General features: G+C 56.3%; 18 protein-coding genes, 2 tRNA genes and 1 pseudogene. 18 read left to right on the forward strand and 3 right to left on the reverse strand.

Annotated elements, in window-relative coordinates:
* Positions 1–1,103: 1,103 nt before the first annotated feature.
* A tRNA-Thr gene (locus tag ACR0LN_RS23260) sits at positions 1,104–1,178 on the reverse strand.
* 83 nt (positions 1,179–1,261) lie between these two features.
* On the opposite strand from ACR0LN_RS23260, the gene ACR0LN_RS23265 reads away from it, so the two are divergent.
* The 10 genes from ACR0LN_RS23265 to ACR0LN_RS23310 all read left to right on the forward strand — a co-directional run bounded on the left by ACR0LN_RS23265 (position 1,262) and on the right by ACR0LN_RS23310 (position 7,965).
* Positions 1,262–1,417, forward strand: a complete 156-nt coding sequence (locus tag ACR0LN_RS23265) for a hypothetical protein (protein WP_480433080.1) — start codon at positions 1,262–1,264, stop codon at positions 1,415–1,417.
* A gap of 6 nt (positions 1,418–1,423) precedes the next feature.
* Positions 1,424–2,692, forward strand: a complete 1,269-nt coding sequence (gene murA / locus ACR0LN_RS23270) for a UDP-N-acetylglucosamine 1-carboxyvinyltransferase (RefSeq protein WP_480433082.1) — start codon at positions 1,424–1,426, stop codon at positions 2,690–2,692.
* Positions 2,689–3,165: a DUF2948 family protein gene (locus ACR0LN_RS23275; protein WP_480433083.1), complete on the forward strand. Its 477-nt coding sequence runs from the start codon at positions 2,689–2,691 to the stop codon at positions 3,163–3,165. Before murA ends, ACR0LN_RS23275 begins: the two co-directional genes overlap by 4 nt.
* Positions 3,166–3,690: a GNAT family N-acetyltransferase gene (locus ACR0LN_RS23280; RefSeq protein WP_480433084.1), complete on the forward strand. Its 525-nt coding sequence runs from the start codon at positions 3,166–3,168 to the stop codon at positions 3,688–3,690.
* Positions 3,691–3,742: 52 nt separating this feature from the next.
* A complete protein-coding gene (gene hisD, locus ACR0LN_RS23285; protein WP_480433085.1) occupies positions 3,743–5,044 on the forward strand; it encodes a histidinol dehydrogenase in 1,302 nt (433 codons plus the stop codon).
* Positions 5,045–5,166: 122 nt separating this feature from the next.
* The gene (locus ACR0LN_RS23290) at positions 5,167–5,967 is read left to right on the forward strand and encodes a hypothetical protein (RefSeq protein ID WP_480433087.1); all 801 of its coding nucleotides are present in this window, start codon (positions 5,167–5,169) and stop codon (positions 5,965–5,967) included.
* A 69-nt stretch (positions 5,968–6,036) separates the two neighbouring features.
* Positions 6,037–6,516: a UPF0262 family protein gene (locus ACR0LN_RS23295; RefSeq protein WP_480433088.1), complete on the forward strand. Its 480-nt coding sequence runs from the start codon at positions 6,037–6,039 to the stop codon at positions 6,514–6,516.
* A gap of 3 nt (positions 6,517–6,519) precedes the next feature.
* Entirely contained in the window at positions 6,520–6,972 is a 453-nt protein-coding gene (locus tag ACR0LN_RS23300; protein WP_480433089.1) for an arsenate-mycothiol transferase ArsC, read from the forward strand.
* A gap of 2 nt (positions 6,973–6,974) precedes the next feature.
* Positions 6,975–7,373: a ketosteroid isomerase-related protein gene (locus ACR0LN_RS23305; protein WP_480433091.1), complete on the forward strand. Its 399-nt coding sequence runs from the start codon at positions 6,975–6,977 to the stop codon at positions 7,371–7,373.
* Complete coding sequence (locus ACR0LN_RS23310; protein ID WP_480433093.1) at positions 7,366–7,965, forward strand: GNAT family N-acetyltransferase; 600 nt, start codon at positions 7,366–7,368, stop codon at positions 7,963–7,965. Before ACR0LN_RS23305 ends, ACR0LN_RS23310 begins: the two co-directional genes overlap by 8 nt.
* 14 nt (positions 7,966–7,979) lie before the next feature.
* Here ACR0LN_RS23310 and ACR0LN_RS23315 read toward each other — a convergent pair whose 3' ends face one another.
* Positions 7,980–8,195 (reverse strand): hypothetical protein, encoded by a 216-nt coding sequence (locus ACR0LN_RS23315; protein WP_480433094.1) that lies wholly within the window; start codon positions 8,193–8,195, stop codon positions 7,980–7,982.
* Between the two features lie 148 nt (positions 8,196–8,343).
* Here ACR0LN_RS23315 and ACR0LN_RS23320 point away from each other — a divergent pair, with 148 nt between their 5' ends.
* From ACR0LN_RS23320 to ACR0LN_RS23355, 8 genes and pseudogenes are all read left to right on the forward strand, one after another.
* A complete protein-coding gene (locus tag ACR0LN_RS23320; protein WP_480433096.1) occupies positions 8,344–9,219 on the forward strand; it encodes a carbon-nitrogen hydrolase family protein in 876 nt (291 codons plus the stop codon).
* Positions 9,220–9,310: 91 nt separating this feature from the next.
* Positions 9,311–9,529 (forward strand): translation initiation factor IF-1, encoded by a 219-nt coding sequence (infA, locus tag ACR0LN_RS23325; RefSeq protein WP_005978431.1) that lies wholly within the window; start codon positions 9,311–9,313, stop codon positions 9,527–9,529.
* An 11-nt stretch (positions 9,530–9,540) separates the two neighbouring features.
* Positions 9,541–10,119 (forward strand): Maf family protein, encoded by a 579-nt coding sequence (locus ACR0LN_RS23330; RefSeq protein ID WP_480433097.1) that lies wholly within the window; start codon positions 9,541–9,543, stop codon positions 10,117–10,119.
* Entirely contained in the window at positions 10,116–11,138 is a 1,023-nt protein-coding gene (locus tag ACR0LN_RS23335; RefSeq protein WP_480433099.1) for a ribonuclease E/G, read from the forward strand. The genes ACR0LN_RS23330 and ACR0LN_RS23335 overlap by 4 nt, the downstream gene beginning before the upstream one ends.
* Complete coding sequence (locus ACR0LN_RS23340; RefSeq protein WP_480433101.1) at positions 11,135–11,317, forward strand: DNA gyrase inhibitor YacG; 183 nt, start codon at positions 11,135–11,137, stop codon at positions 11,315–11,317. The genes ACR0LN_RS23335 and ACR0LN_RS23340 overlap by 4 nt, the downstream gene beginning before the upstream one ends.
* 79 nt (positions 11,318–11,396) lie before the next feature.
* A tRNA-Phe gene (locus ACR0LN_RS23345) sits at positions 11,397–11,471 on the forward strand.
* 61 nt (positions 11,472–11,532) lie between these two features.
* Positions 11,533–11,721 (forward strand): annotated as a pseudogene (locus ACR0LN_RS23350) (DUF6538 domain-containing protein); the annotation flags it as partial.
* A gap of 198 nt (positions 11,722–11,919) precedes the next feature.
* On the forward strand, positions 11,920–12,696 hold the full coding sequence (locus ACR0LN_RS23355) for a site-specific integrase (protein ID WP_480433104.1): 777 nt from the start codon (positions 11,920–11,922) through the stop codon (positions 12,694–12,696).
* Between the two features lie 25 nt (positions 12,697–12,721).
* Here ACR0LN_RS23355 and ACR0LN_RS23360 read toward each other — a convergent pair whose 3' ends face one another.
* The gene (locus ACR0LN_RS23360) at positions 12,722–13,204 is read right to left on the reverse strand and encodes a HEPN domain-containing protein (protein ID WP_480433103.1); all 483 of its coding nucleotides are present in this window, start codon (positions 13,202–13,204) and stop codon (positions 12,722–12,724) included.
* Positions 13,205–13,400 lie beyond the last annotated feature (196 nt).

The following is a 13,400-nucleotide window of genomic DNA, read 5'->3' on the forward strand; positions in this document are numbered from 1 at the left end:
TTTGGGAGCGCGTTTGCCAAGGCGCCGGTAACCCAAACAGTGGACGACTTTTGCTCCGCCCAATGGCAGACTTTCTCACCGCCGTTGACAAACGCGACGCGAACGTACTTCCATCAAGACATAGACAAAGAAAAAGATTAAGAAATTGATAAAGAGCGCTCCATCCGCTTGTGTTACGCAAATCACGGTTGCTGTGTTTGCTGTTCAATGCCGAGAAACGAAGGCGCGGGTTAGCGAACCTGACGATGGTCGGGGCAGATCTAGCGCCGACGCACGAAGGACACTTAATCAGAAAGCGGCAACCAGATTGTTTTGTCGGTCCTTCTGTCTCGCCCAGCTTCGCGTTCCTTTTGTCCGTCACGGATCCGGGTGCGGGGATTTTCAATCGGGTCTAGGCTGTTCAGATAGGGTGTCAGGCAATAGAAAACTTGCGGATGCTTACGCGATGGTTTCCAGGTGATCTTCGCCCAAATCCGCTTTAACATTTTAGCACCTGAACGTTTGTATTAACTGGGTTCTTCACCTGAATAGCATTGCATGGATTGGGTTGTAGCGACCAGCGATTTCTCCGGGAATTGGGTATTCACCGAAAAACCTCATCTCCTTATTGTGACCTTTAGCTGTAATGTGCCAGTTGCCTACTTTTTTGCTGCAGCCAACGCTCCTTTTGCCCGCAACCCGACCCCTTTGTTGTGCCACTCGATCACTGTAGCGACTCAAGTGATTAATCGGTGGTGGAGAAATTGTAGCGGTTAAAGTGAAGCTCTGATTTTGGATGCCCAATAAAGCACCACCTACATTTTTTCAGAATGCTTAGGTTTCGGACGAACGTGAGAATTAAAGAAAAGTCCCTTAGCTTGAGGTACAGAACCCCGAGAATCAGCTTACTTTTCTGTCAGTTAAGGCCTGCCAATTCTGAGGTGGAAGTGTCGCAAGGCTTCGAGAAAACCAATTTCGCATACCACAGTTGGCACTCGCGCCGATTTTTCGGATAGCAAACAACGAAGTTGAGAATGGTATTCTCAAAAGGTGGGCCAAGCGGTGGGCTGTAAATAGAATCAAAAACACAACGCATTGATAATTCTATGAATTTTTAAGGGATATGGTGCTGCTGGAGAGAATTGAACTCTCGACCTCTCCCTTACCAAGGGAGTGCTCTACCTCTGAGCTACAGCAGCGCTGTGGGCGGGTGATTAGACTCAAACGAAACGCGGCGCAAGGGTGTCTGGACGGTTTTTTTCACCTCCTGTAGAGAAAGATCATGACAGATAAAAGTTCACCAAAAAAACAAGGCAAATCCGGGGACGCGCGCGAAGAGCGGCTGAAGGCGGCGCTCAAGGCGAATATGGCGCGACGCAAGGCGCAGGCGAAGGCGCGCGCAGCATCCGGGGACAAGGCCGAAAAGGACGAGGGATAAGAGCAGATGGATTCGATTCTGGTGACGGGCAACGGCCCGCTGAACGGTCAGATACCGATTGCAGGGGCCAAGAACGCGTGTCTGACGTTGATGCCTGCAACCCTACTGAGCGAAGAACCGCTGACGCTGACCAATGCGCCGCGGCTGAGCGACATCAAGACCATGACAGCCCTGCTGCAATCTCTGGGGGCCGAGGTGTCGTCGTTGCAGGATGGGCAGGTCATCGCGATGTCCAGCCATGACCTGACAAGCCAAACGGCAGATTATGAAATCGTTCGTAAAATGCGCGCCTCGAATTTGGTGCTGGGTCCGTTGCTGGCCCGGTTCGGAGAGGCTGTTGTCTCACTGCCCGGCGGCTGCGCGATTGGTGCGCGACCGATGGACCTGCATGTTGAAGGGCTTGAGGCGCTGGGCGCCGAAATTGAACTTAAAGACGGTTATTTGCACGCCAAAGCTCCGGGCGGGCTGAAAGGCGCGGTGCATGAGATGCGCTTTGCTTCCGTTGGGGCAACTGAGAACATCGTTATGGCCGCCACATTGGCTAAGGGCACGACGGTTCTGAAAAACGCCGCGCGCGAACCCGAGATCGTCGATCTGGTCGAATGCTTGCGAAAGATGGGCGCGCAGATTTCGGGCGAGGGGACCTCGACAATCGAGATCCAGGGCGTCGACCGGCTGCACGGTGCGACGCATCAGGTTGTTACGGATCGGATCGAACTGGGCACCTACATGCTGGCTCCGGCGATTTGCGGCGGCGAGGTGGAACTGCTGGGCGGTCGTATGTCTCTGGTCGAGTCCTTTGCCGCCAAACTGGACGCGGCGGGCGTGGATGTGGTGCAAACGGAAAACGGTCTGAAGGTGGCGCGCAAGAATGGCCGTGTTCAGTCCGTGGATGTGGTGACGGAACCCTTCCCCGGTTTCCCCACCGACCTGCAAGCGCAGATGATGGCGCTGATGTGCACGGCAGAAGGCACCTCGGTACTTGAGGAACGCATCTTCGAAAACCGCTTTATGCACGCCCCGGAACTGGTACGTATGGGCGCGAATATCGAGGTTCATGGCGGCACGGCCACGGTTACCGGTGTCGAGAGCCTGAAAGGCGCGCCGGTTATGGCGACCGACCTGCGGGCGTCGGTGTCGTTGATTTTAGCCGGACTGGCGGCCGAAGGCGAGACAACGGTCAGCCGGGTCTATCATCTGGATCGCGGATATGAGCATGTGGTGCGCAAGCTGGAAGGTGTGGGCGCCAAAATCGAACGGATCAAGGGCCAATGACAGACGCAAGTTTTCACGATGGGCGTGAAGCCCCGCTGAATTTGGGGGCTGAGGATGCAGATGACCTACAGGTGATCTCGACCCTGACGCAGGACGCCGTGTTCCCGGTGACAGAGATGACATGGCGTCCGTCCGAGCGCCGGTTCGGCCTGCTGCTGAACCGGTTCCGGTGGGAGGATAAAGACGCCGCCACCCGCCGCGACCGCCCGTTCGAGCGTGTTCAATCTGTTCTGGTCTTCGACTCGGTGCTTTCGGTGGCCAGCCAGGGTATCGACCGCAGTGACAAGGATATGATCCTGTCCCTTCTGTCTGTCGATTTCGAAGCAGGTGAAGATGGCGCAGGTCAGGTACTTCTGACTTTGGCAGGGGATGGCGGCATCCGGCTGAGGGTTGAAGCGCTGGACGCAACGCTCAAAGATGTCACGCGGCCTTATCAGGCGCCTTCGGGGCAAGCGCCACATCATCCTGAATAGATGCAGAACAAGCGCGGCATCTCTCAGGCGTTCTCACAGATCCCGACCGGGGTAACACTGCGCCGCGCGACCGTCTTTGATGTGATCGACCTGAGTCGTGTGCTGATCCGGTCCATCACTCAGCTCTGTGTTGCGGATCATCAGAATGATCCCAGGGCCATCGCGAAATGGACAGCAAACAAGGACCCGTCGACTGTCCGGTGCTGGATTTCGGACGGTGCGCAAATCTGGCTGGCTGACCATGCGGGCCAGGTGGCTGCCGTGGGTGGATTGGACGGCAATGAAATCACGCTGCTCTATATCGACCCGGATCATACGGGCCACGGCCTCGGTGCCGCCTTGTTGCATCAGTTGGAACAGCAGATCATCTCGGGCGGTCATTCAGAGGCCCAGCTGGAGGCGACCAAGACGGCGCAGGCGTTTTATGAACGGCACGGCTGGCAGCTGACCGGTCAGTGCGGTGCGCGCGGGGATGTCTCGTGTTTCGCCATGCGCAAATCGCTGCACCCTGCGCAGAAGGGTTGAGGCCAGCCCCTCTGAGCGATATGTCCCCGTGAAACGCTCCGGAGTGCCTGACATGCCCGTTTTCCTCGATACCACATTGCCCGAGTTCGAAGCTGCCTTTCAGGCGCTGTTGTCGGCCAAGCGCGAAGACAGCCCGGATGTGGATGCCACCGTGGCGCAGATCATCAACGACGTGCGCACCCGGGGCGATGCTGCTGTTATCGAGCTGACCGCCAGGTTCGACCGACTAGAGCTGACGCCTGAAACCATGGCGTTCTCGTCTGAAGAAATTGACGCGGCGGTTGCCCAGGTTTCAGAAGGGGATCGTACTGCATTGGAACTGGCCGCGGCACGCATCCGCGCGTACCACGAAAAGCAGATGCCCAAAAACCACCAATGGACCGACGCGGCTGGGGCAACGCTTGGCTGGCGCTGGTCGGCCGTTTCGGCGGCAGGGCTTTACGTGCCGGGTGGCTTGGCTTCGTACCCGTCGTCGGTGCTGATGAACGCGATCCCCGCCAAGGTGGCCGGGGTTGAGCGACTGGCCATTGTGGTGCCGACACCGGACGGGCAGGTGAACCCGCTGGTTCTGCTGGCTGCGCGGTTGTCGGGTGTTGACGAAATTTATCGCATTGGCGGGGCTCAGGCCATTGCCGCGCTGGCTTATGGCACTGAAACCATCGCCCCGGTCGACAAAATCACCGGCCCAGGCAATGCATTTGTTGCCGCTGCGAAGCGCCGGGTGTTTGGCAAGGTCGGCATCGACATGATCGCTGGCCCCTCGGAGATTCTGGTGATCGCGGACAAGGACAATGACCCCGACTGGATCGCGCTGGACTTGCTCAGCCAGGCCGAGCACGACGAAAGCGCGCAGTCGATCCTGATCACCGATGATGCTGCCTTTGGGCAGGCCGTAGCTGAGGCCGTCGATAAACGTCTGGAAACCCTGCAGCGCCGTGCCATTGCCGGTGCGAGCTGGCGTGATTTTGGTGCAGTCATAACCGTGCGCGACTTGAGCGAGGCTGCCGCGTTGTCGAACCGCATCGCCCCGGAGCATCTTGAGCTTTGCGTGGCCGATCCCGTCTCTTTGAGCGAGCAAACCGTCCACGCGGGCGCGATCTTCCTGGGTCAATACACGCCCGAAGCCATCGGCGATTACGTCGGCGGACCGAATCACGTTTTGCCCACAGCCCGGTCGGCCAGATTCTCGTCCGGCCTAAGCGTGATGGAATTCCTCAAACGCACAACGCTGAGCCAGATGACGCCCGAAGCACTACGCTTGATCGGCCCTGCAGCCGAACAGCTGGCGCAATCGGAAAGCCTTGAAGCGCACGGGCTGTCGGTGACGGCACGGCTGATGCGTTTGAACGGCTGAACCTGTTATGGCGTGCCGGTCACAGCGTCCACCTAACCGAAGCCAAAGAGGTCACCAAGGCTTGAAACCCTGAGCGGAACTGAGGCCCAGTTGCGTCGGTATCCGGTTGGAAGGAGTTTAACTTGGAGCGCGTGGCAACCCTCTGGATCGGCGAACGGCTTACCTTTCTGGAACACCTGTGCCTGAAGTCCTTTGCTGATGTCGATCAAAAGCCGATCGTCTATCATTATGGCGAGCTTCAAGACATCCCGGATTATGTCGAGGCCCGAGATGCGCGCGAGGTGTTTGACGTGCCCGAGATTTATCGTGATCCGATAACCCGATCCGTCGCCGTCCATGCAGATCTCTTCAGGCTGAAGCTTCTGAAACAGACCGATTACATATGGGTGGATGCAGACGCCTACGCGCTCAGGCCTTTCGAAACGCAGGACGGATACCTGTTTCCTCTGGGAAATCGTAAGAAAAAGCGCATGATGAACGGGGTGCTGGCTTTTCCGAAGGACAGCGCGGCCTTGCAGCAGATGTATCAGTTCGCCTTTGACAGCGATCTTGTGCCGCCCTGGTGGCCCGAGGAACAAAAGCAGGCTTATCTGCAAATTTTCGGAAAATCCACATATTGGAGCCTGCCTCTGTTCAGCTTAGGTCCGCCCATGCTGTTTCATTTCCTTTCGCAATCAGATGAAAACGCTAAGGCCGTCCCCCGAACCGAACTGTACTCGATCCCGCCGCGATACCGTGCGCTTTGGGGTGACCCCGATATCTCGAAGCTTGATATGCTCAATTGGCAAGAGAAGATGTCGATCCATTTTTATGGATCCTGGTTTCGGCGCATGTTTGCAGGAGTGAACAGTTTCAATTCAGGTTCATTGCTCGATCAATTGCTGAAAAAACATGGAATTGATCCGGCCGAGCATCCAATCTGACCTATTCTCACATTGTTCAAATATATTAGTTGAGATAAGCCTGTCCCGACCTGAACGGACTTGATGCCCATGAACCGCATTTCGCATATAGAACTGGATGACCGAAACCTGCCTCCGCCAACGCCGGAGATCGAGCAGGAGCGTAAGGTCGCCATCTATGATCTGCTGGAAGACAACAGTTTTACCCTGCCGCAGCGGGATGATCGTACGGTGCCGGATGGGCCGTATCACGTGCAGCTGTCGATTCGAGACAAACGTCTGGTCTTTGACATCGCCACTGAAGCCGAAGAAAAAGCCGCCGAATTTCATCTGTCGCTGGGGCCGTTCCGGCAAGTGGTCAAAGATTACTTTCAAATCTGTGAAAGCTATTTCGATGCAGTGAAATCCCTGCCGCCAAGCCAGATCGAAACCATCGACATGGCCCGGCGTGGTATTCACAACGAAGGCAGCCGTGTGTTGCAGGAGCGGCTGGAAGGAAAGGCGGATATAGACACCGACACCGCCCGCCGCCTGTTCACGCTGATCTGCGTGCTTCACTTCGGGGGGTGACGAGTGAAGCCTCTGCCGCAGTCGGTCCTCTTCTGTTGTGACCATAACTCGGTTCGGTCCCCGATGGCCGAAGGCATTATGAAAAAATTCTATGGCACCGGCACCTATGTCCAATCCGCCGGTGTGCATAACGATCTTGAGATCGACGGGTTTTGTATCTCGGTTTGTCAGGAAATCGGTGTTGAGCTGTCCCGCCACCGGGCGCGTTCCTTCGATGAAATGGAAGAGTGGGGCGATGACCTCAGTTCCTTTGACCTTGTGATTGCCTTGTCGCCAGCCAGCCAGCGCCGGGCACTGGAATTGACCCGGGTTTTTCATCTGGATGTCGATTATTGGCCAATAATGGACCCTACCGGACTAGGTGAGAACCGGGAACAAAAGCTACATCACTACCGACAGACCCGCGATCAGATCGTCATGCATCTGAAAGACCGCTGGGGTGAACCTACGGAGTGACAATGAACCAGACCGTCAAAACCTATTTCGAAGCTTTCAACGCAGGCGACGTCGACGGCATGTTGGCCTGCCTGTCCGACGACGTGGCGCACCACGTGAACGAAGGCCAGATCCGTATCGGTAAAGAGAAATTCGCCGCGTTCTGCGATCACATGAACCGCTGCTACCGCGAAAACTTGACCGACATCGTTGTATTCGAGGCCGAAGGCGGCACCCGCGCAGCGGCCGAATTCATCGTGAACGGCACCTATCTGGAAACCGATGAGGGCCTGCCCGAAGCGCACGGCCAGACCTATCGTCTGCCCGCCGGGTCATTCTTTGACCTGAAAGACGGCAAGATCACCCGCGTCACCACGTTCTACAACCTCGCGGACTGGACCAAGCAGGTTTCGAATGGCTGAGGTCACCGCAGTCCGCCCCCTGACCGGAGCGGCGCTGGAGGCCGCCCTGGACGACGTAGCCCGCTTGCGGATCGAGGTGTTTCGGGCGTGGCCGTACCTGTATGACGGGGATCTGGAGTATGAGCGGAAATACCTGCAATCCTATCGTGATAGCGACAAGGCCATCGTCGTCGGCGCTTTTGACGGCGACCGTCTGATCGGTGCGTCCACCGGTGCTCCGCTTATCGACCACGCCGATGATTTTGCGGCCGCGTTTGAGGGCACCGGGCTGGACCTGTCGGAAATCTTCTACTGTGCGGAATCTGTCTTGTTGCCTGACTATCGTGGGCAGGGCGTTGGTCACAAGTTCTTTGACCTGCGCGAAGCGCATGCGCGTGCCCTAGGGTTCACCAAATGCGCTTTCTGCGGTGTTCAGCGCCCCGCAGATCACCCGATGAGGCCCGAGAAATACCGGCCATTGGATGCCTTTTGGCGCGCGCGAGGGTATGAACCCTTGCCCGGTGTCATCGCGCAGTTTTCGTGGAAAGATATTGGCGAAGAAGGGGAAACGCCCAAGCCTTTGCAGTTTTGGATACGGGACTTGTCGTCGTAGTCTGCCCCAGCGCTTCAACCCTGACGCTTACGGCTGAGCAAACCGTATTTGACGGCCCACCCTCTGAGGGACCGGTTTTTGCGCTTTTCCTGCTTTAGCTCTTTTTTTGATTGCGCGCCGCCCTTTCGATTGAATTCAAACACGTCAATCACGCGTTCCGCGCAGCCGCAGGCTTCGCCCATGCCAACTTTGGCAAAATAGAACTTCTCGAAGCTGTCCGGGTTTTGCATGATCATCCTCCTGAACTCAGTGAACCATTTCTGGCGTGTCCTGCCAATTCACTTTCACGTCGATAAAAGTAGGGCGAACAATGCGTCTGTACACTTTGAGGCACCCTCTATTAGTGTCTCGTCAAATCTGGCCCAAGGAGCCTAATCAATGAAAGTCGCAACCGCCGCCTACAACCTCGACTGGCTCGACAGTTGGGCGCAGTATGAGGATAAGTTGAGCCGCTGGGTTTCGGATGCTGTGGGGCAGGGCGCTGAGCTGTTGGTCTTCCCCGAATACGGCGCGATGGAGTTGTCGACGCTGGATGGTGCGGAGGTTGCCGGAGACTTGGAGCGCTCGATCCGCTCTGTCTCGGATCGGATGGAGGATGCTGGGACCCTGCAGCAGCGTCTTGCTCAAGACTATAAGGTTCACATTCTGGGGGCCTCGGCTCCGGTTATCGATGGACCGGGTCGCCCTGTGAACCGTGCAGCGCTTTTTGCGCCGGATGGGCGGCAGGACCATCAAGACAAGCAGATCATGACCCGGTTCGAGCGCGAAGACTGGGATATCGCTCCGGGCGGGCCATTGAAGCTGTTCGATACGGCATTGGGCAAGATTGGGGTGCTGATTTGCTATGACAGCGAATTTCCATTGCTGGGCCGTGCTTTGCAGGAGGCGGACCTGATTCTTGTCCCCTCATGCACCGAGGCGCTGGCAGGCTATTGGCGCGTGCGCATCGGGGCCATGTCACGGGCGTTGGAAAATCAATGTGTGACGGTGATGGCTTCGCTGGTCGGTAACAATGACTGGTCCGAGGCTGTGGACATGAATACCGGAACCGGGGGCATTTTCGGCCCACCTGACAAGGGTTTTCCTCCGACCGGAGTTCTGGCCGAGGGCACCTTGAACCAGCCTGGGTGGACCTACGCCGAGGTCGATCTTTCGGCGATTGCCGAGGTTCGGGCGAATGGGCACGTGTTGAACCGAACCCATTGGGAGGAGCAATCCCCAAGAGTCAATTCAGTCACATTATCCCGCCTATAGGCGATTCTGGCCTTGAAATAAGCCCAAAATAGGCTCATTTAAGCGCACATCCTCGCAGATTCTGCGAGTGCAACGTAATGATGGAGACAACATGGCCAAGGAAGATACGCTCGAATTTCCCGGTGTCGTGAAGGAACTCCTGCCTAATGCGACGTTTCGGGTCGAGCTGGAAAACGGCCATGAGATCATCGCACATACGGCAGGCAAGATGCGTAAGAACCGCATCCGTGTTCTGGCTGGCGACAAAGTTCAGGTCGAGATGACCCCGTATGATCTGACCAAGGGTCGGATCAACTACCGCTTCAAGTAACGCCTACCGTAATGGCGTTTATCTTAGGATCGGGCAGCGCAAGGCGGCTGGACCTGCTGGCCCAGCTTGGCGTGCAGCCCGATGCCATCCGCGCCCCCGACATCGACGAAACGCCGCTGAAAGGCGAGCTGCCTGTGCCATATTGCAGCCGTATCACGCGGGCAAAAGTGCAAGCGATTCAGGCGGATAGCAACGATATAACCTTGTGTGCGGACACCACTGTCGCGTTGGGGCGGCGAATTCTGGGCAAACCCGAAGATGCAGGGCAGGCGGCGGAATTCCTGCATGCCCTGTCCGGTCGGCGCCATCGCGTGATCACCTCGGTTGCCGTGCGACGTGGAGATCGGGTGCTGCAGCGCGATGTGGTGTCTCAAGTCAAGGTCAAGCGCCTGCCGGACGTGGAAATCAACGCCTATCTGGCCACTGGTGATTGGCAGGGCAAAGCCGGAGCCTACGCCATTCAAGGACCGGCCGGTGCCTTCATCCCGTGGATTTCGGGCTCGTTCACCGGCATTGTGGGTTTACCCCTTTCTGAAACCGCCGCGCTTTTGCAGGGCATCGGCTATCCCCTGTATCGTGAGGCATCATGAAGGGCCGTACCATCGTTCTGGACCATATCGACAACCGTGAAGCTGCTGCCTTGATGGTGGACGGCAAGCTGGACGATTTCCTGATTGCCTCTGACGCACCCGCGCCGGGTACGATCTATCGCGCCCGAGCGGACCGGCCGGTCAAAGGGCAGGGCGGCATGTTCTTGAAAACGCCGGATGGCCCCGCTTTTCTGCGTCAGGTCAAAGGATTGGCGCCCGGAACCCTGATGCTGGTTCAAGTGTCAGGTTATGCCGAGCCGGGCAAGGCGTTGCCGGTGACGGACCGTATCCTGTTCAAAAGCCGCTATGCGATTGTGACGCCTGACGCACCGGGCTTGAATATCTCACGGTCCATCCGAGATGAAGATGAGCGTGATCGCCTGCTGGAAATCGCGCACGAGTGCATGGACGGCAGCGATTATGGCCTGATTCTGCGGTCCTGTTGCCTGGGCGAGGACACTGGCGAAATCGCCGAAGACATAAACGCCATGTTGGCCCATGCCGATCACGTTTTGAATGATCCCGGAACCGAACCTGAATTGCTGCTCGAAGGGGACGGTCCCCACGTGTTGGCCTGGCGCGACTGGACCGATCCGGCCGAGGTCGTAACGCAGGCAGGAGGGTTCGAGGCACAAGGCGTTCTGGACGCGCTGGACGTGGCGCGCGGGATCGCCGAGCCTCTGCCAGGCGGAGGCGCCCTGTATATCCAACCGACGCGCGCGTTGGTTGCTGTGGATGTGAATACTGGTTCCGATACGTCTCTGGCGGCTGGGACCAAGGCTAATTTCGCCTGTGCCAAAACATTGGCTCGCGCGCTGCGTGTACGCGGCCTTGGCGGGCAGATCACTCTGGATCTTGCCCCAATGCCCAAAAAGGACCGACGTGGGTTCGAATCCACACTGCGCGTCGCATTCAAGGCCGATGGGATCGAGACCACACTGGCTGGTTGGACCCCTCTGGGTCATTATGAACTGCAGCGCAAACGTGGCCGTATTCCCTTGGCAGAGGTGCTGAAATGAGCTGTCCAATCTGCGGCGAGGATACCGTTACCAAGTTCCGCCCCTTCTGTTCGAAACGCTGTGCTGACATTGACTTGGCCAAGTGGCTGAACGGGTCTTATGCGGTACCGTCGCAGCGCGAAGAAGATCTGGATGCGGAAGCAACTATCGATGAAACCGAGCAATCGCGTCCACATTGAAAAAATGTAAAAAAGCCTCTGGACACTGCTTGGTGCAAGTCATAGAAGGCCTCCACCCAACGATGAACATCGTTCCCGTGCCCGGGTAGCTCAGGGGTAGAGCAGTGGATTGAAAATCCTCGTGTCGGTGGTTCGATTCCGCCCCCGGGCACCATTCCTAAAGTCAACCTATTGATTAACCTCGGTTTCTTGAAGAAGCTGCGAGATCGTAGGACATGGCGTATGACAAATCGACACCCTTCACTTTCACGAAGAACGGTATCTACTACTTTGAAAGAAGGGTCCCTAGTGACCTTCAGAAGTACTATTCGACCAGAAAGATTACTTACTCGCTGCGAACTCGGTCAGCTCCTGTAGCAAATGCAAGGGCGAGCAGGGCGGCGGGCAAGCTAGATGAATACTGGTATCATCTCCGGGTTAGCAACGAACAATTACCAGGAAAGGACAAGCTTCGATTCTCCTATGATGTAGTCTGCAATGATCAGCACACGTCAGTGGAGACTGTGACACTCTCTGAGGCTGTGGGAGTATATCTTCGACTTAGAGGTGCCGACCGACCCATTACGTTTACCAGAGCCGCCGAACGGGCCTGCGGCTACCTGATGGACATTGCTGGCGACAAAGACCTCTGCGCTTACACTAAGAGAGATGCTAACGCTCTTCGTGATGCCTTGCTCGAACGCGGATTGTCGGGCAGCAGTATAACACGCATTTTCGGGACAGTGAGATCTGTCACCAACTTTGTGGCCAGTGAAATGGGCATCTCTACTGTGAACCCTTTTGGAGGAGTTTATTTCGACCGCCAAGCTGGGGTACAGGAGCGACAACCTCTGCCAAACGATACGATCAGAGCAGTACAGGCTGAATGCTTACGACTTGACGACGAACTCAGATGGCTTGTTGCACTCGTGTCTGACAGTGGTCTCAGGCTTGCAGAGGCTGCAGGTCTGACGCTTGATGACCTAGTAGTTGACGGCCCAAGTCAAAAGTTGATTGTGCAAGAACACCCTTGGAGACGACTCAAGACCCCGGGCAGCAAGCGTGAAATTCCACTGGTCGGAATGGCCTTATGGGCGGCAAAACGCATTCATAGCGTTGGTAAAGATGACGTGTATGCTTTCCCACGTTACAACGGTTCCCGTTTGACTAACGCTAATTCGGCGAGCGCGGCTTTGAATAAATGGCTCAAACCGTTGGTACCGAAGCAGTGTACAATGCACAGCTTTCGACATTCGATGCGGGATAGACTGCGAGCGGTCGAGTGTCCGTCTGATATCGTTGATCAGGTAGGTGGTTGGCAAACTGGCGGTACAGGCCAATCATATGGTAAAGGCTACCCGCTCGAAGTATTGCACCGCTGGATGATTAAGATCGTTTGATCATCAAACATGTGATCTTCACTAATCAACCTTTTTCGCCAGCTGCTTCAGATGGATGATTGGGCCTATTCGGTAGCCGTTTGGCCTTTCCCTGGAGCTGTAACTCCTCGCCAATACTGTCGAATAAGCATGAGCAAGTTCCCCAGAGTGCCTCGGGTCGTGCTCTGGTGAACGCTCCTACAACGATGTATCGAGCGGGTAAGTAGTTTGGTCCAATAAGTGTTATCACTTCTTGGTCTTGATCCGTCAGATCCAGCCCAAGCTCTGTGGCCTTCTCGGCCAAGCGCTCCATTTTATGCCCAACGTTCTTGATGTCGGCAACGCTCAAGCCCTTGGACCGTAGGTATGCCTTTAAGAAAAGTTCGATAGCGTGAAAATAGAGGTAATTCACGGGAGCGTCGGGGTGTGTGGCGTCTACATTTGAGCCTTGAAGAACAGAGGCCGAAGCCCAATAGGAGTGCGCGTAGTTAAATAAACCAATCGCGGTCGTTCGTTCATCGTTCGTCATGTATTTGGGACTTCTAAGAGTGTTTGAATCAGATTTTTCGCCGCCATGTCCTACGATCTCGCAGCTTCTTCAAGAAACCGAGGTTAATCAATAGGTTGACTTTAGGAATGGTGCCCGGGGGCGGAAGTTCTGCTCCCGTTACAGGCACCGTCACCGATGATCACCTCAGTAAAACAGGGGGTATCAGGAGGGGTGA

This window comes from Ruegeria sp. AA6 (genome assembly GCF_056542865.1).